A 25,874-nucleotide genomic window follows, 5' to 3' on the forward strand; every position below is an offset into this window, starting at 1 on the left:
CGATCAACGAACGTGCGAACCATCAAAGCGCTGAAACCCCGCCCCAGACGCTTCGAGACACCTCTGTCCTGAAAGCGACCACACCCATTCCCGAACTGGACAACGCCCGAGGTTAACGGCACTCTCTTGCCGTCGTCAGGATCGGGTGCCAGGGATATGTTCAAAGGTGTTTTTCTTGCGCTGATCAGCGTGGCTGCATTGCTGTCAGGAACTGCCCGTGCAGACGATGCGCCGGGTTATTCAATGGTGCTTCTCACCGAAAACTTCCCGCCTTACAACATGGCGACCGACGGCAAGAATTTCGCCCAGGAAAGCAATATCAAGGGCATCGCCGTCGAGATCGTGCGCGAAACCTTCAAGCGGGCCGGCATCGGCTACAACATGACCCTGCGATTCCCGTGGGATCGAATCTACAAGCTCGCCCTGGAAAAGCCCGGTTACGGCGTGTTCGTGACGGCGCGTCTGCCTGAGCGCGAGAAACTCTTCAAATGGGTCGGCCCGATCGGCCCCGATGACTGGATCATGCTCGCGCGCGCGGACAGCCCGATCCAGCTGTCCTCGCTGGACGAGGCGCGGCAATACAAAATCGGCGCTTACAAAGGCGATGCCATCGCCGAAGAGCTGGACCGTCAGGGCATGAACCCGATTACGGTGCTCAGTGACAAGGACAACGCCAAAAAGCTGGTCGAGGGTCAGATCGATCTCTGGGCCACGGGTGATCCCGCAGGACGTTATCTGGCCCGTCAGGAAGGGGTGACCGGCCTGAAAACCGTGCTGCGTTTCAACAGCGCGGAATTGTTTCTTGCGCTCAACAAAGACACCCCCGATGACGTCGTCGCCAGGCTGCAGGCGGCACTCGATCAGCTGCGCAAAGAAGGCATGGTCGACAGCATTCTCGGCAAGTACCTCTGACGAGCGCTCCGTCAGCGGCGTCGATGCCAGCTGACGGCGCCTTGAGGCATCACTCGGCAATCGCCATCTTCAACGGCTCGCTCAACAGCTTCGCGCCCGAAGCGCTCAGGTGGTTGTCGTCCAGGTAATAGAAGCTCTTGTCCTTGCCGATCTCACAGCTGGTTGCGTTGCAGAAATACTGCTTGGTGCGGATGACCTGGAGCTGACCGTCGTTGGTTTCTTGATCGAGCATCGCCATTTCCCCCGCATCCCAAGCGTCGATAGCCGTTCTGGGCACGTTGTCGCCCAGCGCGCTGACCACCGCTTTGACGTGACCGAACATCTGGATATCGGGCACTTGCTCCAGAATGAACAGCTTGCTTTCGGGGGTAGTACGGGTGAAGAACTTCACCGTCGAATCGACGCCTCGGGCAACGACCTGTTGTGGTGTCAGGCCCTGCTCGCCTGTTTCAAGCTGCAGAAGGTGATGCTTCTTCTGCAGAACGTTTTTCTTCTGCCAGCCATGCATGTACAGCGTCCAGCGGCCGACCAGGATGATCTTCTCCGGCTGCAGATTGGCGACCTGTTCGGCATACCGCGCAAGCTGTCCCGGCTTGTCGCAGTTGGAGCTGTTGCCGATGCCGTCGTAGCGCTCAAGCCCAACCAGCGGCGGGCAGCCGGGAATCGAGACGAACATGTACGTCATGCCCGCGTCTTCGCTGAATGCATCCACCAGCGGCAGGACGTGCGAGTCGCCGAACAACACCACCAGCCGGCTGCCCGTGCCGATCTTCTTGCAGACCAGTTCCGACCCGCCCGAATCGTAGCCATCGCAGTCCTGCACATTTACGGCCGTGGGGTCGACCTGCGGTTTGAACACCGTGTTCAGCGTCCCGCCGATCGCCAGCAGCAGCACGATGCTGGCCACGGCCCACTTGAACACGCCAGCCTGGGAAATCCTGTTCTTGTAGCGAAACGGCGCTTCGATGTATTTCCAGCTGATCCACGCCAGCACGAACACAGCGATGATCAGCAGCGGGAAGATCGCCTCGTCGTAGTTCGAGAACTGCAGCGGCGACAGGCGATACAGCGCGAAAATCGGCTGGTGCCACAGATAGGCGCTGTACGAGAGCAGGCCGATCCAGACCATCGGCTTGAGCGACAGCACCTTGCCGGTGACGCATTGCGGCGAGGCGAACAGAATGATCAGGCAGGTGCCCAGCACGGGAATGACGGTGTAGAGACTGGGGAAGGGCGTAGTCTCTTCGAAGCCGAAGATCGAATACAGCACCATGGCAACACCGATGATTGCCAGCGCTGCCTTGTAAGGTTTGAACCCCGCTGCGGGTGCTGCGACGCCGGAGGTGCGGAACAGCACCATCGCCGTCAGCGAGCCTGCCAGCAACTCCCACGCACGGGTTGGCAGCAGGTAGAAATTGATCGCCGGATGGTATGTCGCGCCCCATTCGGCCAGCGCCAGCGACACGCAGGTGATGCACAGAATGAACAGCGTCAGGCCCGGCTTCTTGAGTTTCCAGGCCAGCAGCAGGAACAGCGGAAAGAAGATGTAGTACTGCTCCTCGACGGCCAGGCTCCACGTATGCAATAGCGGTTGTTCGCCCGCTGCGGGATCGAAGTAGTCGGTGTTGCGCCAGAAGAACAGATTGGACGCAAACACTGCCACCGACATGATGCTGCGTCCCAGGTTCTGAAGGTCGCTGTCGAGCATCCAGGCCAGTGCGAACGGCAGCGTGGCGATGATCACGAAGAACAGCGCAGGTAAAATCCGCCGTGCCCGTCGCTCGTAGAATTTGAGAATGGAAAAATGCCCCTGCGCGATCTCCGCCGCCAGGATGGACGTAATCAGATAGCCCGAGATCACGAAGAAAATATCGACACCGACAAAGCCGCCGGAGAAGAACGTGAAGCCTGCGTGAAACAGGATCACCGGGAGCACGGCTACCGTACGCAGCCCATCGATTTCAGGCCGGTATTTCAATACGCGATCGGGTTGGGCGAGAGTCGGATTCATGAGCGCCTTGATCGAAGTAAGGGTGGATCGGGGGTGGCACTCCAATACGGGGCGCTGCATCCATTCGAGATCCAACATAAAGCAGCGCCGGTTTCTGTCAAATTAATGACCTGAATCGGAGGCTGTTTCGATAGCGTGTTTGATGGTGCCAGAAATACGACGATTACCCGGATGCTTCCGCATACAAGGACTTACGACATAACTGAGCCTGGACTGAGGAAGGTATCGGGTCACTCGCAGACGAGAGAACCGACGAACGTAGCGGGTCGGCTGGCGCCAGCGAGCGCTGCCATTTCAAGGAAGGTAAAGCGGCGGGTCAGCGGTACACGCCGTTCTTGCCGTGCCCGGTCATCGCCTGATTGCCCCGGATGCTGATCATGTGGCGCAGTTCGATCCAGTCGATGCCCTGAGCCTTGAGCTTGGGCAGTTCGCGTTCGAGCACGTCCATCGTCACAGGATACGGATGGCCGATCATCACGGCAGAGCCCTGCTTGTGTGCCAGCTTGATCGCAGTCTGCAGCTGAGTGCTGATGGCTTCGGCCGTGCGTTCATCGTCCAGGAAGACATCGCGCGAGACGCTTGCCAGACCGATTTTCTGTGCCTCGGCGGCGGCGACTGTCTTTGCGCTGGTGCGGCTGTCGACCAGAAACAGATGCCGGCGCTGCAGTTCGCCGACCAGCCAGCTCATCGCCACCGGCTCGGCGGTCATGCGGCTGCCCTCGTGGTTGTTGATGCCTGCGGCATACGGCACTTTCAGCAGGGCCGCGTTCAGCCGCGACTCGAGTTCAGGCAGCGCAAGATCGGGACGCCACGCATACGGCCCGGTGGCCGGATCCATCGGCATATGCAGCATGACCGTCTTGCCGGCTTTGTGCGCCTGACGCGCGAAGTCGGTGGCGTGCGGCGTGTCCGGCATGATCGCCAGCGTCACCGGGCCGGGGAGGGCCAGCGCTCGGCTGTCTTTCTCCGGGCTTTGTCCGAGATCGTCAATGATCAGGCTGAGGTACGCGACCTTCGGCTTTTTGCCGTCGGTTGCGGAGGATTCGGCGGACGTCGCCTGCGCGACGCCCGTCATGACAGCAAGGGCGCAGAAGAGCCCGGTCAGCCAGAGGCGCATATCAATTGCCGCGTGTGACACTCAATCCCTTGAGCAGACTGAGGGCCTGATTCAGCTGGTAATCGTCGTCCTGCGGACGCGCCTTGCCAGCCTTGGCTTTGGTGGTCGGTTTGTCCGCGCCGCCGTTGCCGTTGCCCAGATGGCCAAGCAGGTCGGCCTCTTTATAGTTGTCGCCGTCGGCTTCGGCCGTGACCTTGGCGCGTTTGACTTCGATGTCCGGGTTGATGCCCTGCGCCTGAATCGAACGGCCATTTGGCGTGTAGTACAGCGCAGTGGTGATCTTCAGCGCGCGATCGTTGGCCAGCGGCAGCACGGTCTGCACCGAGCCTTTGCCGAACGAATCGGTGCCCATCAGGATGCCGCGTTTCTGATCCTGCAATGCGCCGGCGACGATTTCGGACGCCGAGGCACTGCCACCGTTGATCAGCACCACCAGAGGCGCGCCTTCGCTGGCGTCGGCCGGATCGGCCGAGAAGCGCAGTTCGGAATTGGCGATGCGGCCCTTGGTGTAGACGATCAGGCCCTTGGTCAGGAAATGGTCGGCCACTTCGACGGCTGCCTGCAACACACCACCCGGGTTGTTGCGCAGGTCCAGAATCAGGCCGTTCATTTTCTTGCCGTTGTCTTTGCGCAGCTTGGCCAGCGCCTTGCCGACTTCTTCGCCGGTCTTGACCTGGAACTGCGTGATGCGGATGTAGCCGTAGCCCGGCTCAAGCATCTGCGACTTCACGCTCTTGACCTGAATGGTGGCGCGCGCCAGCGTCACATCGAACGGGTTGCCGCCATCGCGTACCAGCGTCAGGGTGATTTTCTCGCCGATCTTGCCGCGCATCTTGTCGACCGCTTCCTGCATGGTCTGGCCTTGGGTCGGCGTGCCGTTGATCTTGACGATCAGGTCGCCCGCCTCGATGCCCGCCTTGGAAGCCGGCGTGTCATCGATGGGCGAGACGACTTTTATGAAGCCGTCCTCGACACCCACTTCGATGCCCAGGCCGCCAAATTCGCCGCTGGTGCTTTCCTGCAGTTCCTGGAAGTCTTCCGGGCCCAGGTAAGCGGAGTGCGGATCGAGGTTGCTGAGCATGCCTTTGATGGCGTTTTCCAGCAGGGTCTTGTCATCCACCGGCTCGACGTACGCGGCTTTGATCCGGTCCATCACCTCGGCGAAGGTGCGCAGCTCGTCGAGCGGCAGCGGGGCCTTGACGGTCGCGGCATTGGCCGGCACTGACGCGGCAGGCGTTGTCGCCGGAGCGGCACCGGCGGCGTGCGCCAGAGGAGCGCCCATAACCACGGCGATAGTCAGGGCCAGCGAGGTGAGGCGGGACGAAAACAGCATGTCTTACGAACTCCTGAGTGAGGTGTCGACTTATCCTTGAGTGCGACACCATTGGGCCGGATCACTAGGGCGACCCTGCTGACGAATAGCGAAATACAGAGCCGGAGTGTCCTGACCGCCACCACTGTTGCCGACGGTGGAGATCGCCTCTCCGGCTTTTACAACGTCACCAGCCTCTTTCAACAGACTCTGGTTGTGACCGTACAAACTCAAATAACCGTTGCCGTGATCGAGAATGACCAGAAGGCCGGCGCCACGCAACCAGTCGGCAAAGACCACACGACCACCATGCACAGCGTGTACCTGACTGCCTGCGGCAGCGCTGATCATCACGCCGTCCCACTTGGTCCGCTCGTCATCGCCACGGGTTTCACCGAAGCGCGCCAACAATCGACCATCGACAGGCCAAGGAAGTTTTCCTTTTGCTTGTTCAAAAGGTCCGCCATAGGACTGCCCTGCGCTGGAAACCATGGCGCCGGGCGCTTTTACCGGCCGACGCGGCGCTTCGTCGCTGTCGTCTTTGCCGCGACTTTTGGCCAGTGCTTCCTGTTCGCGCTGGCGTTTCTCCGCTTCCTGCTGAGCGAGCAGCGCTTTCTGACGCGCTTCTTCTGCTTCGCGGGCTTGTCGGGCAAGGGTTTCTTCGATGGTCTTGAGGACTTTAGTCAGGTCTGCCTGATCCTGCTGGCGTGCCTGTAGCTTCTGGTCACGTGCCTTGTAGTCCTGATTCAGCTTGGCGAGGGCGACCTGACGCTCCTGGCGGACCGTGTCGAGCTGGGATTTCTGGTCGTCCAGCGAGCTTTTCTGCACCAACAGCTGAGCCTGCTGCAGGTCGATGTCTTTCTCGACCTCGGCCAACTGGCGCAGGGTTTCATTGAAATTGCGCAACTGCTCCAGGCGCGCCTGGCTCAGGTAGTCGTAATAGGTGAGGGTGCGGGCAAATTTCTCGGGATTCTGCTGGTTCAGCAGCAGCTTGAGGTATTCCTGCCGGCCGCTCTGATAGGCCGCGCGGGCTTGAATCGCGATCAGGCGCTGCTGTTCAACGCGGGCGCTCTGGAGTTTTTTTTTCTCGCCGTCGAGCCGTTGAAGCTCGGTTTCACTCTTTTTTAGTTCTTTTTGCAGGGCCTCCACCTGCTTTTCCAGCTTGCCCATTTCGGTTTCGGTAGAGCGCAGATCTTTCTGGACGCCGGACTTTTCTTCCTGCAGCTGGCTCAAGGCCTTCTTCAGCTCGGTGATGTCCTGACGTGTGGCATCCAGCTGTTTCTGGGTTTGTGCGCGCTCGTCATCGGCAAAGGCCGGACTGAGCAGACAAATCAAAGCAAAGGCGATCAGGGCGCGAAGCATGAGGTTGGGCGATACCGGGAGTGAAGACGGGACTAGTATGCCCGCCAGTGGCTGCAAAAAAAACGCTCTGTGGACGAGCCTTTCAGACATTTCATACAAATATAGGGGCTTGCACCTATAAGAGCCGGCCTGTCAGTCGCTGACAGGCCGGTTCCGGGCGCCTTACTTGGCGATCAGGATCGAGGTGCCGGTCATTTCTTTCGGAATGTCCATGCCCAGCAACGTCAGCATGGTCGGCGCGACGTCCGCCAGCACACCGCCTTCACGGACTTTCAGGTCACGCTTGCCGACATAGACGAATGGCACCGGCTCTGTGGTATGCGCGGTGTGAGCCTGACCGGTCGTGTCATCGGTCATTTGCTCGACGTTGCCGTGGTCGGCTGTGATCAGCGCTTCGCCACCCACTTTTTCCAGCGCCTCGGTGATGCGACCCACGCACACGTCCAGGCATTCGACCGCTTTGATTGCGGCCTCCATGATGCCGCTGTGGCCAACCATGTCGCCGTTCGCGTAATTGACGACGATCACGTCATAACGCTGGTTTTCGATGGCGTCGACGATCTTGTCGGTCACTTCCGGCGCGCTCATTTCCGGCTGCAGGTCGTAAGTGGCAACCTTCGGAGAAGGGATCAGGATGCGCTCTTCACCCGGGAACGGCTCTTCGCGGCCGCCGGAGAAGAAGAACGTCACATGGGCGTATTTCTCGGTCTCGGCGATGCGCAGCTGGGTCTTGCCGTTGTTCGACAGGTACTCGCCGAGCACGTTGTGCAGACCTTCTTTAGTGAATGCAGCAGGTGCCGGAATGCTCGCGGCGTATTGCGTCAGCATCACGAAGCCGGCCAATTTTGGCTGGCGAGCCCGGGCGAAATCTTTGAAGTCATCCTCGACGAACACGCGGGTCAGTTCGCGAGCGCGGTCGGCGCGGAAGTTCATGAACACGACGGCGTCGCCGTCCTCGACTTTGACCTGCTCGCCGATGCGTGTGGCTTTGACGAATTCGTCGTTCTCGTCACGCCCGTACGCTGCATCCAGCCCGGCCTTGGCGGTCTCGGCCTGGAATTCAGACGTGCCGTCGACGATCAGGTTGTAGGCGGATTCGACGCGGTCCCAACGGTTGTCACGGTCCATGGCGAAATAACGGCCAATGATTGTGGCCGTACGACCTTTGCCCAGACGCTTGTAGGCCGTCTCCATGGTGTCGAGGTACTTGTGAGCGCTGCGCGGCGGCGTATCGCGACCGTCCAGGAAGGCGTGCAGATAAATCTTGTCGGCGCCACGCTTGGCAGCCAGTTCGACCATCGCCACCAGGTGGTCTTCGTGGCTGTGCACGCCACCGTCAGACAGCAGACCCAGAATGTGAACCGCCTTGCCTGCGCCAACGGCCTTGTCCACAGCGGTGCAGATGGCCGGGTTCTCGAAGAACTCGCCGTCGCGAATCGCTTTGGTGACGCGAGTGAAATCCTGATAAACCACGCGGCCGGCACCCAGGTTCATGTGGCCGACTTCGGAGTTGCCCATCTGCCCGTCGGGCAGACCGACGTCCATGCCGGAACCGGAGATCAGGCCGTTAGGCATGGTCTTGTAGAGGCGATCGAAGACCGGCATCTTCGCTTCGTAGACCGCGTTGCCGTGATGGCTGTCGCTGTGACCGAAGCCGTCCAGGATGATCAGAACCAAAGGTTTAGGCGTGGTAGTCATGAATCCCACTCTTGGCAAATAGGTGAAGTAGAAAAAAGATCGACAGTTTAGGTTGAAGTTCAAACGGCGTCACTGCCGTACGGGCTTTGGCCGACCTTGGGGGCTGTGTATACTGGCCGACATTTTAACGCCCTGGAACCTGATGATGGTTGCTCACCTGATTGAATTTGCCACTAACCACTATTTACTGGCTGGCGCTTTTGTCATCCTGCTGGCGCTGTTGATTGCAACGGAGCTTAGCAAAGGCGGCCGTAGCCTGAGCACCGGTGAGCTGACCGCACTGGTCAATCGCGATGAAGCGGTTGTCATCGACGTACGGGCCAAGAAGGATTACGCCACCGGGCACATCGTCGGCGCGCTGAACTTCCCTCAGGACAAGGTGCTGACTCGCACCTCCGAGCTTGAAAAATACAAGTCCAAGACCCTCATCATCGTCGATGCCGCAGGCCAGCACGCGGGCCACACCGCTCGCGAGCTGCTCAAGGCCGGCTTCACCGCCGCCAAGCTGTCGGGCGGCATTTCGTCGTGGCGTGCTGACAACCTGCCGCTGGTGAAGTGAAATGGCTGAAGTCGTCGTCTACTCCAGCGATTATTGCCCTTATTGCTCCCGCGCCAAGTACCTGCTGGCGAGCAAGAATGTCGACTTCGAAGAGATCAAGGTCGACGGCAAGCCCCAGCTTCGCGCTGAAATGACCAAAAAAGCCGGGCGTACCTCGGTTCCGCAGATCTGGATCGGTTCGGTCCACGTCGGCGGTTGCGATGACCTCTTTGCACTGGAGCGCGCCGGCAAGCTCGACGCGCTGCTGAGCGCCTGAATTCGAACCCTACAAGACCTCAAAAGTAAGGATCTGAGATGACCGATCAACCGAATAACGGCGCCACTTCCAACGAAGAAGCTCCACAGTTTTCCCTGCAGCGCATCTACGTTCGCGACCTGTCGTTCGAAGCGCCGAAAAGCCCGGCGATCTTCCGTCAGGAGTGGACCCCAAGCGTGAGCCTGGACCTGAACACTCGCCAGAAGCAGCTGGAAAACGATTTCTACGAAGTCGTTCTGACCCTGTCGGTCGAAGTGAAGAACGGCGACGAAATCGCGTTCATCGCGGAAGTCCAGCAGGCGGGTATCTTCCTGATCAAGGGCCTGGACGACGCGTCCATGAGCCACACCCTTGGCGCCTTCTGCCCGAACATTCTGTTCCCGTACGCGCGCGAAACCATCGACAGCCTGGTTGTCCGTGGCTCGTTCCCAGCGCTGATGCTGGCGCCGGTGAACTTCGACGCACTGTACGCTCAAGAGCTGCAACGCATGCAGGAAGCGGGCGAGACCCCGACCGTTCAGTAAGCATTTGCTGCAAAGAAAAAGCGCCCCTTATGGGCGCTTTTTTTATAAAGGCGAATGCTGAAGTGGTAGGAGCGCGGCTTGTCCCGCGATCGGCGGGGAACCCGTCGTGAAATCGTGTGATGCGGTGAACTGGATGCACCGTGAACCCTGCATTTGCTGCCAGTGCCCGGCAGATCGCGGGACAAGCCACGCTCCTACAGCCGTGGATTGCACGCCCTTCAAGGTCATTTGAACCCCAATTGCCGCCAGCCCTCGTAGACCGCAACGGCCACGGTGTTCGAGAGGTTCAAACTGCGGCATCCTTCACGCATTGGCAAACGCAGGCGCTGTTCGCTGCTCAACGGGTCCAGCACCTCCGGTGGCAGGCCGCGGCTCTCCGGGCCGAAAAGGAACGCATCGCCTTCCTGAAACGCCACATCGTGAAAGGGTCGCGAACCCTTTGTGGTAAAAGCGAACAGACGCGGTTGACCGATGCTCTCCAGGCAACTCGCCAGGTCGGCGTGGCGATGCAGTGTGGCGTACTCGTGGTAATCGAGACCGGCACGACGCAGTCGCTTGTCATCGAGTTCGAAACCCAACGGTTCGATCAAATGCAGGCTGCAGCCGCTGTTGGCGCAAAGCCTGATGATGTTGCCGGTATTCGGCGGAATTTCTGGTTGAAAAAGGATCACGTGAAACATGCACGGCTCCGAACATAAGGATGGGGTGCATTCTACCCCCGAAGAGGACCCGAGGCCGAAGCTATGGCCTCGTGTTTTAGGCTCCATCGCGATTATCGGATTCATGGTCGGCTTGATGATCGGCCGGCTGACCACGCCCGATCCCGTGGCATTGCAGCAGATAGAGGTGCTGCAAGATGGCGTTGCGGTGTGGTTCAACCGAGAGCCGCAGCTGCATGGCGAACACATCGACGGCGCCGTGGCCTTGTTGTTCAACGCCCAGGGGCAAGCGCAGCACGGCGAGCTCAAGCTCAACGGCAAAGACGTGCGCTGGAGAGTGCAAAGAAGCGATAAGGGATTGTTGCTGAACCTGCTGGCGGCCCGTCCGTTGCACGGCCAATGGCGCGGTGCAACTCAGGACGGGCGCTGGAGACTCGAGGTGAGTCTGCGGGAGGAATAAAAGAGGGGAATCCCCGGCCTGCCTGTACCAAGGTCCCCAAAACTGGTGATACTTAACCTATTGCAGGCAGCGTGCCAGTTTTGGAAATCCTGCGCGGGAAAGGTAAAAGTGCCCCGCGATACCCCGTTTTATAGCCTCAATCTCGTTGTGCCGTGCTCACGGAGGGCGTTTCCTCTTTCGTTCTCGCGTTCAGATTTGGGTGTTTATTGATCACTTTTGCACGCTATTCGCGCATTTTCCGGTGACGGGTGACCAAAGTGATGCACGGCTCAGCTTGGGAAGGCGAACGTGACACGTAGAGCGGCATCGAGCCCCCTGTCAGAACGGCGCATCTCCCAGAATCGTGGCGCGATGCATCACCCGGCGTTGCGGGCGGTAATCGTCCACCGCGTAATGCTGCGTCACGCGGTTGTCCCACATTGCCACGTCGTTTTCCTGCCAACGCCAGCGAATGGTGAACTCCGGCCGCGTGGCATGGGCGAAGAGCATTTTCAAAATGGCTTCGCTTTCTGCGGGTTCCAGTTCGTTGATCCGTGTCGTGAAACCGTCATTCACGAATAGCGCCTTCCGCCCGCTGACCGGATGCGTACGTATCACCGGGTGCGACAGCGGCGGATTCTTGCGCCGGGTTTCCTCCCAGCGCGCGAGGTCTTCGGCCGTGCTGCCAAAGCGTTCCAGAGGAAATGAGCGAGTGAAGTCGTGGGTGGCGGTCAGACCGTCGAGCAGCGATCGCATCGGCGCCGACAACGCCTCGAACGCCGCGATCCCGCTCGCCCACAGCGTGTCCCCGCCATAAGCCGGCAGCTGCTTGGCGCTGAGTACCGCCCCCAAAGCGGGCGTCGGCAGAAACGTAACGTCGGTGTGCCAGATGGCGTTATCGCGCACGTCCGTCACTGCCGTGTCGAGGATCAGCACTTCTGGCTGCTCAGGGACGTTCGGGTAGATCGGATGAATATGCAGGTCGCCGAAATGGGCCGCGAAGCGCGCCTGTTGTTGCGGCGTCACTGGTTGGTCCCGGAAGAACAGCACCTGATGTTCGAGCAAGGCGCGTTCGATGGCATCGCGTTCTGCGCTCGTCAGGTCCCGGCTCAGGTCCACGCCGCTGATTTGCGCGCCCAATGACGGGCTGAGCGTGGTGATATGAATGCTCATGAGGGTTCTCGTGTGTTGGGCGCCGAAGTGTCGGCGTGGTCAGTCATCGGGTTCGGTCGTCGGGTTCAGTCAGTGAGTCTGGCCGTGCCACGGCACCAGCTTGCGCTGCAGTGCGCGCAGGCCCATTTCCAACGCGAAGGCGATCAGGGCGATCACGAGGATTCCCAGCACCACAACGTCGGTGACCAGAAACTGCGCGGCCGACTGAACCATGAAGCCCAGCCCGCTGGTGGCTGCGATCAATTCGGCTGCGACCAGTGTCGACCAGCCGACGCCCAGCCCGATGCGTACGCCGGTGAGGATGTCGGGCAGCGCGCTGGGCAAGATGACGTGGCGAATCAGCTGCCAGCGGCTGGCGCCGAGTGATTGCGCGGCGCGTATTTTTGCGCTGTCGACAGTGCGCACGCCGGTCGCGGTGGCGATCGCAATCGGCGCAAAGATCGCCAGATAAATCAGCAGCACCTTGGAGAACTCGTCGATCCCGCACCAGATCACGATCAGCGGCAGGTAGGCCAGCGGAGGGATCGGACGATAGAACTCGATCAGCGGATCGAAAATCCCGCGAGCGATCCGGTTATGACCGATGGAGATTCCCACGGGAATGGCCGTGAGCACCGCGAACAGCAGCGCCAGGCCAATGCGCTGCAAACTCGCCCCCAGATGCTGCCAGAGCGTGGACTCCATGTAGCCTTTGGTCATCAGCAGCCAGGCTTTTTGGAGCACGGCCGATGGCGGCGGAAGAAACAAGGGTTCGACCCACTCCAGTGCGGTTACCAGCCACCAGCTGCCTAGCAGAACGGCGAGCGTCAGCACGCTGATGCTGCGAGTGCTGAGGTGAAAGCCTGATGCTCGATGGGGCTTGGTCGGCAGACGGGTGGTGATCGTGTCGGCCGGGCTGGGCGTCTGGAAGCCACTCATGCCAATTGGTCCCGAATTGTCTGGCGCTGGGAAAACACTTTGGCGAGCACGTGCTCGCGGGTTTCGATGAAGCGTGGGTCCGACTTGATCGCGCGTGCCGACTCGCCCGCACTGTAGCGTTGGCCGAAGTCCAGCTGCAGGTGCTCGACGATTTGCCCAGGATCAGGTGCCAGCAGAATCAGGTCGGTCGCCAGGAAGACCGCTTCTTCGATGTCGTGGGTAATCAGGAAAACGGGTTTGGCGCTGCGTTGCCAGATTTGCAGGAGCAGTTCCTGCATCTGTTCGCGAGTGAATGCGTCCAGCGCGCCGAAGGGTTCGTCCATCAACAGGACGCGTGGGTCGGCAGCCAGCGCGCGCGCCAGGCCGACGCGCTGCTTTTGCCCGCCGGACAACTGCCAGATGCGGCGCTTGTCGAAGCCGGCGAGGTCAACCAGCGCCAGCATCTCCCGCGCTTTGGTTTCACGCTGTTCGCGGGGTACGCCGGCCAGTTCAAGACCAAAGGCAACGTTGGCCAGCACGTCTTGCCAAGGCAGCAGCGCGTCATCCTGAAAAACCACGCCACGCTCCGCGCTTGGGCCTTCCACCGGGACATTGTCCAGGGTGATGCGCCCTGCGCTGGGCGTGACGAAACCGGCAATCAGATTGAGCAGTGAAGTCTTGCCGCTGCCGGATGGCCCGAGCGCTACCAGCAATTGCTTGGGGCCAAGACTCAGGGAAATGTCCGACAGCACCGGTTTGGCCGCACCGGGGTACTGTGCGCTGATGCGCTCCAGCTGCAATAAGGCCATGGCAATGACTCCGCTTCTATATATAGGTACGTGCTGCGTGGGGGGCCGGGACGCCGCTTATTGCGTCACGAACTTCGCGCTCACGTACGGGGTGTAATCAGCCAGCACTGCGTCGACCTTGCCTTGCTCTTTCAGGAACGCAGCGGTTTTGGTGATCGCCTCGGTGGTGGGGGCGCCCAGCTCTGTGGCCTGATCGGCTGCCAGCGGATAGACGTTGCCTTGCAGCAGGCCAGGGATATCGGTCGGTTTGGCGCCGGACAATTTCACCAACTTGTCGACATTGCTGCTGTTGGCCAGCCACGCTGCAGGGTCCTTGCGGTATTCGGCGTAAGCATCAAGCGTGGTTTTGGCGAAGGCTTTGACGATGTCGGGGTGTTTGTCGGCGAAATCCTTGCGCACGATCCAGGCATCGAAGGTCGGTGCGCCGACTTTTGCGAGCTCACCGGAGGTGATCAGTACCTTCCCGGTTTCCTTGGCGACGCCCAGCGCCGGATCCCACACGTAGGTTGCGTCGATGTCGCCGCGCTTCCAGGCAGCTGCAATCGCGGGTGGCGCAAGGTTAACGATCGTCACTTTCGCCGGGTCGATGTTCCAGTGTTTCAGCGCTGCCAGCAGGCTGTAGTGGCCAGTGGAAACGAATGGCACGGCCACTTTTTTACCGACCAGATCCTGCGGGCTGTTGATGCCGGAGCCGTTACGCGCCACCAGCGCTTCGGCCGCGCCAATTTGCGTGGCGATCAGGAAGGTCTCCACCGGCACCTTGCGCGTCGCTGCCGCCGTCAGCGGGCTTGAACCGAGGTAGCCGATCTGCACGTCGCCACTGGCGATCGCAGTGATCACGTCAGCACCGTTATCGAACTTGCGCCAGGAGATATCTGAACCGGTTGCTTTTTCGTAGGCGCCATCGGCCTGGGCAACCTTGGCCGGATCCACGGTCGTCTGGTATGCAACCGTGAAGTCCGCGGCGTGGGCGAGCAAAGCTGAACCTGCCAGTGAAAGCGCAGCAAACAGGCGAAGGGGTTTAAGCAGTTTCATGATGACGCTCCGGATCAGGGCAGGCCGAGGACTGAATATCGCGGAGCGTAAATGATCTAAGAATCCGGAAATAAATAACTTTTTCGCATGTGCTTAGAGAGAATTTCCCGAGCGCCGCAGCGCGGGACCTCAAAAAATCAAAAAGATGCAATCGCTTGACGAGATTTCATCGAAATGTCACAAACTGTAAATAGGATCGCGAGGTCCGTTCCAGGGATGCTTTTGCCCTACATCCGCATGCTTCGCATCGCAAGGCTGCGCAGGGGCCATCATGGATTTTTCAAGCGAGAGAACCAGACGGTTGGCGTTCACAGTCATCCGACGAATGCGCTCTCGATCTCTCGGAAAAAAGAGACGAATAGCAGGGTGACAACTGTAACAATTGCGTCTACGCGGCTATAAAAGTCTTATTTTTCAGAGAGTTGATTTGGTGTTTCTCATGTTATTTCGCAAGCCGCCCGTGACTGGGCGGTCGAGAACCGGTCGTACGATGTGGCAAAACTTATCGATCTGACGAACGGGTTAGAAATATTTTTTGGGAATTAGCTTTCGAGGCCGATACACTCCGCATCGGACGGCTGAAACGACTTGTGACATATAACTGCTTGGCATAAAAGCAGGTCAAACAAGTCTTTTTAGGTTTAAAGGATTTCCCTTACCTTGCAGCCAGCTGAAAAGGCGGTCTAGTCAATTAGTCTTGGGGCCATTGACTCGCCGAGTCAGGTCCAGCGCTAATCGCGCATCCGCGGTCTTGAGCCTTCGGTCTCAGAACCAAGGAAATACAAAAATTAGATTCAAGAGGAGCGATACACAATGAAGAAGTCCACCCTGGCCTTGGCCGTATCTGTCAGTGTTTTGGCCACGCAGGCTGGTGCAGCTGGTTTCATCGACGACAGCAAAGCATCGATCAGTTCCCGTACCATGTGGTTTGAAGGCGACAACCGTGATGGTGGTGCCGACCAGCGTGAAGCGGGCGAAGGCCTTATTTTCAACTTCATCTCTGGCTATACGCCAGGTACTGTGGGCTTCGGTCTTGATGTTCAAGGCATCTACGGCCTTCATCTGGATGGTGGTAAAGGTCACCACCCGGATAACAGCAACTTCTTCCCAAGCGACAGCGATGGCTCTGCTGTAAGTTCGTGGAGCCGTGGCGGTGCTAACGCCAAGGTCAAGATTTCCAAAACCGAGCTGAAAGTAGGTAATGCTCTTCAGCCAAACCTGCCGATCCTGGTTGCGAACGATGGCCGTCTGCTGCCACAAACCTTTGAAGGCGGCATCCTGACTTCCAAGGATATCGACACCCTGACACTGACTGCAGGTAAGTTGACCAAAGCAGCGGGTCGTGCTTCCAGCAACTATGACAACCTGTCAGTAGGCGGCGGTACTAAAGGCTCCAACAATTTCCAGTTCGCCGGTGCTGACTGGAAAGCTACCAAAGACCTGACGCTGCAGTACTACTACGCCAACCTGGAAGACTACTACAAGCAGCAGTTCTTCGGTCTGGTGCACGTCCTGCCGATCGCTGAAGATCAGTCTTTCAAGACTGACCTGCGCTATTTCCACAGCACGTCCGACGGCAAGAACAGCCAAACCACCAACACGGGTTACAAGTTCGCCAACGGTTATAACGATAACGGCGAAGTCGATAACAACACCTGGACCGCAATGTTCACCTATACCCTGGGTGGCAACGCATTCCTGCTGGGTTATCAGAGCGTCAGCGACGACGGCGGTATGCCGTTTATCAGCAACGGCAGTGTAGTTGACAACCGTGGTCGTAACGAAGGTGAGGGCGGTTCCAGCGTCTACCTGTTCACCGACAGTATGATCACCAACTTCACCCGTGCCGGTGAGAAGACCCGTTTTGGTCAGTACTCGTATGACTTCGCTCGCTTGGGCGTTCCAGGCCTGAAAGCTGCCATCGCTTACTTGCACGGTGATCAGGTGCGTCTGAACAGCGCAACTGCCGGCCGTGGCTCGGAGTGGGAACGTGACATGCGTGTGGACTACGTCTTCCAAGATGGCTTCATGAAGGGCTTCGGCGTGACTGTACGTCGTGCAAACCTGCGCTCGGATGATGATCTTGTTGGCAGCCAAGCTAACACTGACCAGACCCGCGTTATCTTCAACTACACCTACGCCTTCAAATAAGCGTAGCGAGTCGTTAAGTTGAAAAGAGCCCCGCTTCGGCGGGGCTTTTTTATGCCCGTCCATTAGCATCGCTACTTTTTTTATACCGGAAAGGCTGCTCGCCATTGCCATTCGGTCTTTTATTTTTTCCACGCAGGCATGCACAGTAGGGCGATAAAACATCACCAAAGGAGCTGACGACATGGGCCTCAAACTTGGCGATATCGCCCCCGACTTCGAACAGGATTCCAGCGAGGGACGCATCAGGTTTCACGAGTGGCTGGGCGGCAAGTGGGCCGTGCTGTTTTCTCACCCGGCCGATTTCACGCCCGTTTGCACCACCGAGTTGGGCTTCACCGCAAAGCTCAAGGACGAATTTGACAAGCGCGACGTCAAAGCCATCGCGCTCTCCGTGGACCCGGTCGATTCACACCTGAAATGGATCGATGACATCAACTCCACGCAAAACACATTGGTCAACTTCCCGATTCTGGCGGACGCCGATCGCAAGGTGTCCGAGCTCTACGACCTGATTCATCCCAACGCCAGCGAGACGCTGACGGTTCGCTCGTTGTTCGTGATCGATCCGAACAAAAAAGTGCGCCTGACCATTACCTATCCCGCCAGCACCGGCCGTAACTTCCATGAAATCCTGCGGGTGATCGACTCGTTGCAGTTGACCGACAACTACAAAGTCGCGACGCCTGCGAACTGGAAGGATGGCGAGGACGTGGTCATCGTTCCCTCGATCAAGGACGAGGACGAGATCAAGCAGCGTTTTCCAAAAGGCTATAAAGCCGTTACCCCTTACCTGCGTCTGACGCCTCAGCCCAACCGCTGATCCACCGTTTCAACCACGACATTCGGGCCGATTTATCGGCCCTTTTTTTTCGAAAGCCGAAATCGCCGCTTGAGCCAAGCGCCGCCAGCGTGGGGATTGAGCGTGGTCACGTAGGTTCTGTGTTCAACATGGGTGCTCCGGGCTGTTCGTGAGCGGGCTCACTTCCACCAGCGGCAACCGGCCTTGGTTGCTGTGATCGAGTGGACTGCCTGGCTTGGGGCTCATCCAAGACTCGAACGCATATTCATTTTGGTGCTAACCAAATGAATAAATATGATTTTAGTGAATAACAAAGCCCTGTTAAGGTCTGTCCGTCTCGCTGAAATCGCGAGCAATGAATCCCACTCAACACCTCACTGGTCCGCCATCGGACGAGCAGGTGCAACCTGTTAGCTACACAGCAAAGGAGCGTGCCATGGGCACCGTCATTTTGCGTCGAGGCCTGGTCGCTCTGTTTGCTGCGGCGGTCACTTTCGGCGTCCTTACCCAAGCTCAAGCCGACACCTTGCGGATCGGCTATCAGAAATACGGCACGCTGGTTCTGCTCAAAGCCAAAGGCTCACTGGAAAAGAAACTCGCGGATCAGGGCGTCCAGGTGCAATGGACCGAGTTTCCGGGCGGACCGCAATTGCTCGAAGGCCTGAATGTCGGCTCGATCGACTTTGGCGTCACCGGCGAAACGCCACCGGTCTTCGCGCAGGCCGCTGGAGCCGATCTGCTGTACGTCGCCTCCGAGCCGCCCGCGCCAACCAGCGAGGCGATTCTGGTCCCCAAGGATTCGACGATCACGTCGGTCAAAGACCTCAAGGGCAAAAAAGTCGTCCTCAATAAAGGCTCAAACGTGCATTACCTGCTGGTGCGGGCGCTGGAAGAGGCAGGCCTCAAGTACACCGACATCCAGACCGTGTTCCTGCCGCCGGCCGATGCGCGGGCAGCGTTCGAGCGTGGCAGTGTCGATGCGTGGGTGATCTGGGACCCGTATCAGGCTGCCGCCGAGCAACAACTTCAGGCGCGCACCTTGCGTGATGGCAAAGGCATCGTCGACAACAACCAGTTCTACCTGGCAACCAGGCCATACGCGCAACAGCATCCGAAAGTCATCCAGACCCTGGTTGAAGAAGTGCGGGCAGTGGGCGAATGGTCCAAGGCCAACCCGGACGAAGTGACCAAACAAGTTGCGCCTCTGCTGGGCTTGCCCGAAGACATCACGAATGTGTCAGTCAAGCGCCAGGGCTATGGCGCATTGTTCATCACCCCTGAAACCATCGCCGCCCAACAGAAGATCGCCGATACGTTCTATCAGCTCAAGTTGATCCCCAAACCGCTCAGCATCGCCGATGTGATCTGGACGCCACCCGCCGCTGTCGCGAAAGCGCAGTAAGCCAAGGCAATGAGAGGAGACAACTCCATGAGCGTGGAAAAAGTGACACACAAACTGGCGCCCTGGCTGCTGCCCGTCTTGTTGCTGGCTATCTGGCAACTGGCGGTGAGCGCGGGCTGGCTGTCTACCCGGATCCTCCCGGCGCCGAGCGCTGTGATCGAGGCAGGCGTGACGCTGGTCAAGAGCGGCGAAATCTGGAACCACCTGGCCATCAGCGGCTGGCGCGCAGGCATCGGCTTTGCCATTGGCGGCGGTATCGGTCTGGCACTGGGCTTCATCACCGGCCTGTCGAAATGGGGCGAACGCCTGCTCGACAGCTCCGTGCAGATGATTCGAAACGTACCGCACCTGGCGCTGATTCCGCTGGTGATCCTGTGGTTCGGCATCGATGAAAGCGCGAAGATTTTTCTGGTCGCGCTAGGAACTTTGTTCCCGATTTATCTGAACACCTATCACGGCATTCGCAACATCGACCCGGCGCTGGTGGAAATGTCGCGCAGCTATGGCCTGTCCGGATTTGCCTTGTTCTGGCATGTGATCCTGCCCGGCGCAATGCCTTCGATTCTGGTCGGCGTGCGCTTCGCGCTGGGATTCATGTGGCTGACACTGATCGTCGCGGAAACCATTTCCGCAAGCTCCGGCATCGGCTATCTGGCGATGAACGCCAGGGAATTTCTGCAGACCGACGTCGTGGTGCTGGCGATCGTTCTGTACGCCGTACTCGGCAAATTGGCAGACCTCGCGGCGCGTGGTCTGGAACGGGTCTGCCTGCGTTGGCACCCGGCGTATCAAGTGGCTAAAGGTGGCGCCCGATGAGCAATCTCCAACAACCGGCAAACCTGTTGCGCGGGATTCCCTTGCAAGTGCGCAAGCTGAAAAAGACATTCGGCTCGCGAGAAGTGTTGAAAGACATCGACCTGCACATTCCGGCCGGGCAGTTCGTGGCAGTGGTCGGCCGCAGCGGCTGCGGCAAGAGTACTTTGCTGCGCCTGCTGGCAGGTCTTGACCTGCCCACCAGCGGTCAACTGCTGGCGGGTAACGCGGCGCTGGCCGATGCGCGCGAAGACACCCGGCTGATGTTTCAGGAGGCACGGCTGCTGCCCTGGAAAAAGATCATCGACAACGTCGGTCTGGGCCTCAGCGGTGACTGGCGGGGCAAGGCTCTGGAAGCCCTGGATGCCGTCGGCCTGGCCGAGCGCGCCAACGAATGGCCGGCTGCCTTGTCGGGCGGCCAGAAGCAACGTGTCGCACTGGCCCGTGCGCTGATTCACCAGCCGCGGCTGTTGCTGCTGGATGAACCGCTCGGCGCGCTGGACGCACTCACCCGTATCGAAATGCAGCAGTTGATCGAACGACTCTGGCAGCAGCATGGCTTCACGGTGTTGCTGGTCACTCACGATGTCAGCGAAGCGGTCGCCATCGCCGACCGTGTTCTGTTGATCGAAGAAGGCCGCATCGGTCTCGATCTGCAAGTCGACCTGGCCCGGCCGCGTGCTCGCGGTTCCTATCGTCTGGCGGCTCTGGAAACCGAAGTGCTTAACCGCGTGCTGTCGATTCCCGGCAGCCCGCCAGAACCCGAACCCACCTCACCACTGCCCACGCAGCTGCGTTGGGCGAACTGAATCCAGGCGCAATGTTGCGCCCGGCACTGATCTCAAAAAGGAAGCCATACCATGACAATCAAAGCCATCAACGTCCGTAACCAGTTCAAAGGCACCATCAAGGAAATCGTCACCGGCGACGTGCTGTCCGAAATCGACGTTCAGACCGCGTCGGGCATCGTCACCTCCGTGATCACCACCCGCTCGGTCAAAGAGCTGGAGCTGGTCGTGGGCAGCGAAGTGATCGCGTTCGTGAAATCGACCGAGGTGTCGATCGCCAAGTTGTGATCCATGCGTTGTGAACAACCCTGAAGGGCGCGAGCCCTTCGGGGTTTTTTGCTGTCTAGGTGAGGCATTTCTCATGCTACATCAAGCTTTCTTCAGATGATGGCCCCGCGCCTCCTGTCATTTCTGCCAACTAGGCAGCGCATCGAATACCGCATAGCCTGAGTGTCTCCGACAGATGTATCGCCGTGCTGAACGAAGCCAGGCAGATCTTTTGCGAATTGATCGGACTCAAACGACTTGGCTTCATTTCAGGAAGAAAAAGATCATGGATAAAAGCGAAAAAGTGGCCGTTTCGAAGATTTTCGAGGTTCCATTCTCTGTGTCCTCGTACAAGCAGCATGAAACGAACACAGCGTTGAACGCGATCAAGGACAAGTTGTACGTGACAGATTGGAGGTACGATCCGCCGTCGGTATATGTGGCGCGGCTCGGTCTGGACGGGGTTGTAGACAACGGGTTTGGCGGTCCTGATGGGTGGCGGGTCGAGACGCTGCCCGGGAGCTGGGCATATCCAGCCGGGTTCGTCTCCAGAGGTTCAAATTCGGATGAGGGAGTCATTGCCGGCCTGCAAAAGGAGGACGCGCTGGGACTGGTTTGCTTTAGTGCTGATGGGACGCTAAATGCAGGCTTCGGCATCGGCGGAAAAATGGTGCATAAGGTTCGCACGCCCACTGCAGGCAATAGCAATGCTGATACAGATGCTACCGATCGTAATAACAAGGTTCAGATTAATGGCAGCGCAGGCGGATTGGCTGAAGCCGAAGACGGAATGTTTTACGGTTTGATCGGTCACCGGTTTGCCAGCTCCGGTACATTGATGCGCATCATGGAAAATGGTGAGTTAGATGAGGCGTTTGGTGAAGACGGGATGGTGGTTGTCAAATACCAAGACAAAGCTACTGGGCCTGTCGGGATGGTCTGGAACGGGAAGGGCCAGGGAGTGACAGTGGTCGGAACCATCGGCAACAGGGGGTCAGGATTTGAGTTGTTTCTCGCCCGCTATTCTTTTGATGGCCAACTGGACGAACGTTTCGGCGAACAAGGATTCGTATTGTTCCGTTCTGCCGATCTGGGCCTGCCCGGCAACCCTTTTCAGATGGAGTTCAACCACGTCGCGCGTCACCCGGACGGTGGGTACTTCGTGGGCGGTTATGTGATTGATGACAGGACGTCGGGTCTGGTCGTGCGCGTAGACATCAATGGCCAGGCGGTCGAAAAATTCAACGATGGCAAGCCTGTCATGTTTCAAGTACCCAACCCCGCCGTGCCCGGAACTTATCTGGATACTGATTTCCTTTTCGGGGGCATGAGTGTTCAACTCAACGGCAAGCTGGTCATCGGTGGAGCCGTTGAGGACCGCTCCTCGGGTTATGCCCGGGAGGTGCTCTTGGTGCGTTTTACAGATGAAGGGAAAGTCGATACGTCCTTCACGCCAAACGGATGGCTGACGTTCAGGCCGCTTATTCCTTCCATCGGTGAAGCCAAAGTAACTTTCTTGAGAAATGTTGTGCTGCATTCCCCAAACGACGAAACAATCTACGCATCGGCAGACGGCGGGCCGGACGATAATGTGGCCTCGCTACGAGGCTTCGTCGCGGAGATCAAATAGCTGCGCTCGTTTTAGCCAAAAACGGCGGCAGGTAAAGCCCGAGGTAGGCGTCAAAGACTCGCTGGCCTTCTTCGGCCATGCGCGGGGTGATTGCGCTGTGCAGTTGCACCGAGCGTGCATAAACGCGGTCGGCGAGTTCGAGGGCGAGGGCGAACACTTCGATGTCGTCTGGCAAGGCCGGCAGCTGGAAGTGTTTGGCGAACAGCGCGTGCATGAGGTTGCCCAGTTCGACGTCGTGCTGACGATCCGCCTGAGTGACTTCGGTCAGCCCGTGCTGAGCGAGAATCAGCTGTCGAGCGGCGGCGTCTTCGCTATAGATCGTGAGCATGCGCGTCTCGACCAGTCGCGACAGGTCATGCCAGGTGTTCAGCTGCGCGTGATCGATAGGCTGCTGCAGACTCTCGCGGAAGGCGCCGTGAATGTCTGCCGTCAGCCCTTCGAGCAGCGCCGGAACGCTGGCAAAGAAGTGATAGACCGAAGACGGCGGAATCCCCGCGCGTTCAGCCACGCTATAGATCGACAGGCTCGCCACGCCATCGGACGCCAGCAGCGTGCGTGCGGCATCGAGGATCGAATCGATCCGTGCCTGACTGCGTGCGCGGGGTTTGCGGGGTGTGGCGGGGCGGGTCATCGCTAGCTCTCTCGGACTGGGCCGGGGGGCATTCTACAGCGGTGCCGGGCAGAATGCAGACCTTGCCGAAGCTGCCGTCCAAAATAAAAAACGCCCCCGATCCTCGCGAATCAGGGGCGTTCTTTTTATTTCACACCGCTATTTCAAGCCGTCAGACCGTGTGCAGATACCAGTTGTATTCGAGGTCGGAGATGGAGTGTTCGAACTCTTCCAGCTCACTTTCCTTGCACGCGACAAAGATATCGATGTACTTCGGATCGATGTACTTGGCCATGATTTCGCTGTCGTCCAGCTCGCGCAGCGCATCGCGCAGGTTGTTCGGCAGGCTCTGTTCGTGCTGCTCGTACGAGTTGCCTTCGACCGGCGCGCCGGGCTCGACCTTATTGGTCAGGCCGTGATGAATGCCCGCCAGCACCGACGCCATCAGCAGGTAAGGGTTGGCATCCGCCCCGGCAACCCGGTGCTCGATACGCACGGCATCGGCAGTGCCGGTTGGCACGCGCACGGCGACGGTACGGTTGTCCAGACCCCAGGTCGGCGAGTTGGGAACGTAGAACTGAGCACCAAACCGGCGATACGAATTGACGTTCGGGCAAAGGAACGCCATCTGCGCCGGTAGGGTCTCGAGCACACCGCCGATCGCATGACGTAATGCGGCGTTCTGCTCGGGATCCTCGCTGGTGAAGATGTTCTTGCCATCGCGATCGAGGATCGAGATGTGGACGTGCAGACCATTACCCGCCTGGCCAGGATACGGCTTGGCCATGAAGGTCGTGTCCATTTCATGGTCGTAGGCAATGTTCTTGATCAGACGCTTGAGCAGCACGGCGTAGTCGCAGGCTTTCAGGGCGTCAGCGGTATGGTGCAGGTTGACTTCGAACTGCGCAGGTGCACTTTCCTTGACGATCGCGTCGGCCGGAATCCCTTGCTCTTTCGCGCCTTCCAGAATGTCCTGGAGGCAGTCGACGTATTCGTCCAGGTCATCGATCAGATAAACCTGAGTCGAGTGCGGACGTTTGCCGGAAATGGGCGAGCGTGGCGGTTGAGGGCGACCGTTCACGTTTTCCTGGTCGATCAGGTAAAACTCAAGCTCGAAGGCCGCGCAGATAGTCAGGCCCATCTCGTCGAACTTGGCCACGACCTGACGCAGCACTTCCCTTGGATCGGCGAAGAAAGGATCGCCTTCCAGTTCGTGCATGGTCATCAGAAGTTGAGCGGTAGGGCGCTTCTGCCAGGGTTCGTTGCAGAGCGTGTCAGGGATGGGATAACAGATTCGGTCAGCGTCACCGATGTCCAGACCCAGGCCGGTGCTTTCCACCGTCGAGCCATTGATATCCAGTGCAAAAAGAGAAGCTGGGAGGTTGATGCCTTTTTCGTAAACCTTATGGAGGCTAGTGCGTTCGATGCGCTTGCCGCGCACCACTCCATTCATATCTGCAATCAGAAGGTCAACGTATAGAACCTCAGGATGTTCCTTAAGGAACGCGTTCGCTTCGTTGAGCTGAACGGCACGCGGGGGTACCGACATGATGCAACACCTTTGTTGTTGAAAATATCAATCATCGAGCATTACGGGTTTCAGTCAATCCGAAAGCCCTGACGAAGTCAAGAGAGCCCTGTTTTGCCCTAAAAGGGCGCCGAAACGCCTTTTTTGCCGCAGTTTAGGGCAAATATTGTGCGTTGGAAGAGGGGCGAAGTGCGGGCTTGAGCGAGGCGTGTTTTATTTTTTACGGGGCTGTTGTGTAAAAAAATGAACAACGCTAAGCTCGATTGCAACCCATAACAGCAATAATACCGGGGGTCACATGGCTCGCCTTCCGCTGATCGGCGTCACCGCCTGCACTCAGCAAATTGGCTCGCATGCCTACCATATCAGTGGCGATAAATACGTCCGGGCGGTAGCAGTAGCCGCAAAGGGCCTGCCGTTGATCCTGCCATCACTGGCCGAGCTGATCGACCCGGCGGACATCCTTTCCACAGTCGATGGTCTGCTCTTCACCGGTTCTCCATCCAACGTCGAACCCTATCACTATAGCGGTCCTGCCAGCGCGCCTGGCACGGCTCACGATCCTGCGCGCGACGCCACCACCTTACCTCTTATTCGCGCCGCTGTGGCCGCAGGCGTGCCGGTGCTGGGAATTTGCCGGGGATTTCAAGAGATGAATGTCGCGTTTGGCGGCAGTCTCCATCAAAAGGTTCATGAGACCGGAACCTTCATGGATCATCGCGAGCCAGACAATGAACCCGTTGAAAATCAATACGCTGCGAGCCACGCCATGTACATTGCGCAGGGCGGCATATTGGCCGGTCTGGGATTGCCAGGAGAAATTCGTGTCAATTCAATTCATGGTCAGGGAATCGAGCACCTTGCGCCGGGTCTGCGCGTGGAAGCGACCGCGCCGGACGGTCTGATCGAAGCGATCTCGGTTCCCGCGGGCGCGGCTTTTGCTTCAACTGACGTATTCGCACTCGGCGTACAGTGGCATCCGGAGTGGCAAGTGACACAGAACCCCGACTATCTTTCAATCTTCGAGGCATTTGGCGATGCCTGTCGAAAACGGGCAACACAACGCGACGCACACGCGTCCAAAAGCGCCTGACGATCATGATGATCATCAGAGTAATGAACC

General features: G+C 58.7%; 24 protein-coding genes and 1 pseudogene. 13 read left to right on the plus strand and 12 right to left on the minus strand.

Annotated features, from left to right (window positions below):
• The first annotated feature begins 156 nt into the window (after positions 1 to 156).
• Positions 157 to 912, plus strand: a complete 756-nt coding sequence (locus tag QRN36_RS18010; RefSeq protein WP_285425292.1) for an ABC transporter substrate-binding protein — start codon at positions 157 to 159, stop codon at positions 910 to 912.
• A gap of 49 nt (positions 913 to 961) precedes the next feature.
• On the opposite strand, the gene QRN36_RS18015 is transcribed toward QRN36_RS18010, so the two are convergent.
• The 5 genes from QRN36_RS18015 to gpmI form a co-directional block, all read right to left on the minus strand.
• The gene (locus tag QRN36_RS18015) at positions 962 to 2,923 is read right to left on the minus strand and encodes an acyltransferase family protein (protein ID WP_285425293.1); all 1,962 of its coding nucleotides are present in this window, start codon (positions 2,921 to 2,923) and stop codon (positions 962 to 964) included.
• 316 nt (positions 2,924 to 3,239) lie between these two features.
• Complete coding sequence (locus tag QRN36_RS18020; RefSeq protein ID WP_285425294.1) at positions 3,240 to 4,040, minus strand: divergent polysaccharide deacetylase family protein; 801 nt, start codon at positions 4,038 to 4,040, stop codon at positions 3,240 to 3,242.
• Position 4,041: 1 nt separating this feature from the next.
• Positions 4,042 to 5,373 carry a S41 family peptidase gene (locus tag QRN36_RS18025; protein ID WP_285425295.1) on the minus strand — a complete coding sequence of 444 codons (1,332 nt, stop codon included), beginning with the start codon at positions 5,371 to 5,373 and terminating at the stop codon, positions 4,042 to 4,044.
• A gap of 30 nt (positions 5,374 to 5,403) precedes the next feature.
• On the minus strand, positions 5,404 to 6,714 hold the full coding sequence (locus QRN36_RS18030) for a murein hydrolase activator EnvC (protein WP_285425296.1): 1,311 nt from the start codon (positions 6,712 to 6,714) through the stop codon (positions 5,404 to 5,406).
• A 162-nt stretch (positions 6,715 to 6,876) separates the two neighbouring features.
• A complete protein-coding gene (gene gpmI, locus QRN36_RS18035) occupies positions 6,877 to 8,412 on the minus strand; it encodes a 2,3-bisphosphoglycerate-independent phosphoglycerate mutase (protein ID WP_285425297.1) in 1,536 nt (511 codons plus the stop codon).
• Positions 8,413 to 8,557: 145 nt separating this feature from the next.
• On the opposite strand from gpmI, the gene QRN36_RS18040 reads away from it, so the two are divergent.
• Genes QRN36_RS18040 through secB form a run of 3 tightly spaced genes read left to right on the plus strand, consistent with a single transcriptional unit; the run spans position 8,558 to position 9,751 of the window.
• The gene (locus QRN36_RS18040; protein WP_093465726.1) at positions 8,558 to 8,971 is read left to right on the plus strand and encodes a rhodanese-like domain-containing protein; all 414 of its coding nucleotides are present in this window, start codon (positions 8,558 to 8,560) and stop codon (positions 8,969 to 8,971) included.
• Position 8,972: 1 nt separating this feature from the next.
• Positions 8,973 to 9,227: a glutaredoxin 3 gene (gene grxC, locus QRN36_RS18045; RefSeq protein ID WP_093465724.1), complete on the plus strand. Its 255-nt coding sequence runs from the start codon at positions 8,973 to 8,975 to the stop codon at positions 9,225 to 9,227.
• A 38-nt stretch (positions 9,228 to 9,265) separates the two neighbouring features.
• Positions 9,266 to 9,751 (plus strand): protein-export chaperone SecB, encoded by a 486-nt coding sequence (gene secB, locus QRN36_RS18050; protein ID WP_093465722.1) that lies wholly within the window; start codon positions 9,266 to 9,268, stop codon positions 9,749 to 9,751.
• A 224-nt stretch (positions 9,752 to 9,975) separates the two neighbouring features.
• Here secB and trmL read toward each other — a convergent pair whose 3' ends face one another.
• Positions 9,976 to 10,431 (minus strand): tRNA (uridine(34)/cytosine(34)/5-carboxymethylaminomethyluridine(34)-2'-O)-methyltransferase TrmL, encoded by a 456-nt coding sequence (gene trmL / locus QRN36_RS18055; protein ID WP_285425298.1) that lies wholly within the window; start codon positions 10,429 to 10,431, stop codon positions 9,976 to 9,978.
• On the opposite strand from trmL, the gene QRN36_RS18060 reads away from it, so the two are divergent.
• Positions 10,430 to 10,870: a hypothetical protein gene (locus QRN36_RS18060; RefSeq protein WP_285425299.1), complete on the plus strand. Its 441-nt coding sequence runs from the start codon at positions 10,430 to 10,432 to the stop codon at positions 10,868 to 10,870. The two genes, trmL and QRN36_RS18060, sit on opposite strands and share 2 nt — an antisense overlap.
• A 318-nt stretch (positions 10,871 to 11,188) precedes the next feature.
• On the opposite strand, the gene tauD is transcribed toward QRN36_RS18060, so the two are convergent.
• The 4 genes and pseudogenes from tauD to tauA all read right to left on the minus strand — a co-directional run bounded on the left by tauD (position 11,189) and on the right by tauA (position 14,763).
• Entirely contained in the window at positions 11,189 to 12,022 is an 834-nt protein-coding gene (gene tauD / locus QRN36_RS18065) for a taurine dioxygenase (protein ID WP_285425300.1), read from the minus strand.
• 69 nt (positions 12,023 to 12,091) lie between these two features.
• Positions 12,092 to 12,856, minus strand: a pseudogene (gene tauC / locus QRN36_RS18070) (taurine ABC transporter permease TauC); the annotation flags it as partial.
• Positions 12,857 to 12,936: 80 nt separating this feature from the next.
• Positions 12,937 to 13,728: a taurine ABC transporter ATP-binding subunit gene (gene tauB, locus QRN36_RS18075; RefSeq protein ID WP_285425302.1), complete on the minus strand. Its 792-nt coding sequence runs from the start codon at positions 13,726 to 13,728 to the stop codon at positions 12,937 to 12,939.
• A 57-nt stretch (positions 13,729 to 13,785) separates the two neighbouring features.
• Positions 13,786 to 14,763, minus strand: a complete 978-nt coding sequence (gene tauA, locus QRN36_RS18080; RefSeq protein WP_285425303.1) for a taurine ABC transporter substrate-binding protein — start codon at positions 14,761 to 14,763, stop codon at positions 13,786 to 13,788.
• A gap of 813 nt (positions 14,764 to 15,576) precedes the next feature.
• Between tauA and QRN36_RS18085 the strand changes: the two genes are divergently transcribed.
• The 7 genes from QRN36_RS18085 (at position 15,577) to QRN36_RS18115 (ending at position 22,613) form a co-directional block, all read left to right on the plus strand.
• A complete protein-coding gene (locus QRN36_RS18085) occupies positions 15,577 to 16,914 on the plus strand; it encodes an OprD family porin (RefSeq protein WP_285425304.1) in 1,338 nt (445 codons plus the stop codon).
• 181 nt (positions 16,915 to 17,095) lie between these two features.
• Positions 17,096 to 17,734 (plus strand): peroxiredoxin, encoded by a 639-nt coding sequence (locus tag QRN36_RS18090; RefSeq protein ID WP_285425305.1) that lies wholly within the window; start codon positions 17,096 to 17,098, stop codon positions 17,732 to 17,734.
• Between the two features lie 415 nt (positions 17,735 to 18,149).
• Positions 18,150 to 19,115, plus strand: a complete 966-nt coding sequence (locus QRN36_RS18095; RefSeq protein WP_285425306.1) for a sulfonate ABC transporter substrate-binding protein — start codon at positions 18,150 to 18,152, stop codon at positions 19,113 to 19,115.
• A 27-nt stretch (positions 19,116 to 19,142) separates the two neighbouring features.
• Positions 19,143 to 19,931 (plus strand): aliphatic sulfonate ABC transporter permease SsuC, encoded by a 789-nt coding sequence (ssuC, locus tag QRN36_RS18100; protein ID WP_285425307.1) that lies wholly within the window; start codon positions 19,143 to 19,145, stop codon positions 19,929 to 19,931.
• Positions 19,928 to 20,737: an aliphatic sulfonates ABC transporter ATP-binding protein gene (ssuB, locus tag QRN36_RS18105; RefSeq protein ID WP_093465700.1), complete on the plus strand. Its 810-nt coding sequence runs from the start codon at positions 19,928 to 19,930 to the stop codon at positions 20,735 to 20,737. Before ssuC ends, ssuB begins: the two co-directional genes overlap by 4 nt.
• A 51-nt stretch (positions 20,738 to 20,788) precedes the next feature.
• Positions 20,789 to 21,004 (plus strand): molybdopterin-binding protein, encoded by a 216-nt coding sequence (locus tag QRN36_RS18110; RefSeq protein WP_062379390.1) that lies wholly within the window; start codon positions 20,789 to 20,791, stop codon positions 21,002 to 21,004.
• Between the two features lie 265 nt (positions 21,005 to 21,269).
• Entirely contained in the window at positions 21,270 to 22,613 is a 1,344-nt protein-coding gene (locus QRN36_RS18115) for a hypothetical protein (RefSeq protein ID WP_285425308.1), read from the plus strand.
• On the opposite strand, the gene QRN36_RS18120 is transcribed toward QRN36_RS18115, so the two are convergent.
• Both QRN36_RS18120 and QRN36_RS18125 read right to left on the minus strand, forming a co-directional pair.
• On the minus strand, positions 22,606 to 23,244 hold the full coding sequence (locus tag QRN36_RS18120) for a TetR/AcrR family transcriptional regulator (protein WP_285425309.1): 639 nt from the start codon (positions 23,242 to 23,244) through the stop codon (positions 22,606 to 22,608). The genes QRN36_RS18115 and QRN36_RS18120 overlap by 8 nt on opposite strands.
• 151 nt (positions 23,245 to 23,395) lie before the next feature.
• Positions 23,396 to 24,772, minus strand: coding sequence for a glutamine synthetase family protein (locus QRN36_RS18125; RefSeq protein ID WP_285425310.1), 1,377 nt, complete (start codon positions 24,770 to 24,772; stop codon positions 23,396 to 23,398).
• A 277-nt stretch (positions 24,773 to 25,049) separates the two neighbouring features.
• Here QRN36_RS18125 and QRN36_RS18130 point away from each other — a divergent pair, with 277 nt between their 5' ends.
• A complete protein-coding gene (locus QRN36_RS18130) occupies positions 25,050 to 25,844 on the plus strand; it encodes a gamma-glutamyl-gamma-aminobutyrate hydrolase family protein (protein WP_285425311.1) in 795 nt (264 codons plus the stop codon).
• Positions 25,845 to 25,874 lie beyond the last annotated feature (30 nt).

It is taken from the genome of Pseudomonas sp. efr-133-TYG-103a, from assembly GCF_030209235.1.
Classification (GTDB): Bacteria; Pseudomonadota; Gammaproteobacteria; order Pseudomonadales; family Pseudomonadaceae; genus Aquipseudomonas.